This window comes from Massilia sp. CT11-108, from assembly GCF_047302915.1.
Taxonomy (GTDB): domain Bacteria; phylum Pseudomonadota; class Gammaproteobacteria; order Burkholderiales; family Burkholderiaceae_D; genus Telluria; species Telluria orientalis.
On record NZ_JBKYMO010001757.1, the window covers coordinates 1 to 237 of the forward strand.

Annotated in this window: 1 protein-coding gene; it reads left to right on the forward strand. The window is 73.0% G+C overall.

Annotated elements, in window-relative coordinates; translation table 11 throughout:
* A partial coding sequence (locus ACEN88_RS36240; protein WP_413347203.1) for a hypothetical protein occupies nt 1-237 on the forward strand: 237 nt, incomplete at both ends.

A 237-nucleotide genomic window follows, 5' to 3' on the forward strand; every position in this document is an offset into this window, starting at 1 on the left:
CGCCTGGCTCGCGCAGGGCGCGCGCTATCCGAAGCCGGCGCCGAAACTGGTCGTTGGCGTGGAGGCGGGCGGCCTGCGCGTCGACGACTGGATCGACCGGCTGCGCAGCAACGACGAGGACACCGTGTGGCTGCTGCAGATCTCGTCCAAGGTGCTGGACCGCAAGGGCGAGCCGCGCGGCGACAAACTGATCGGCCCGTGGCTGCGCCAGCTGGCCGCCGCCGCGATGGGCGAGCG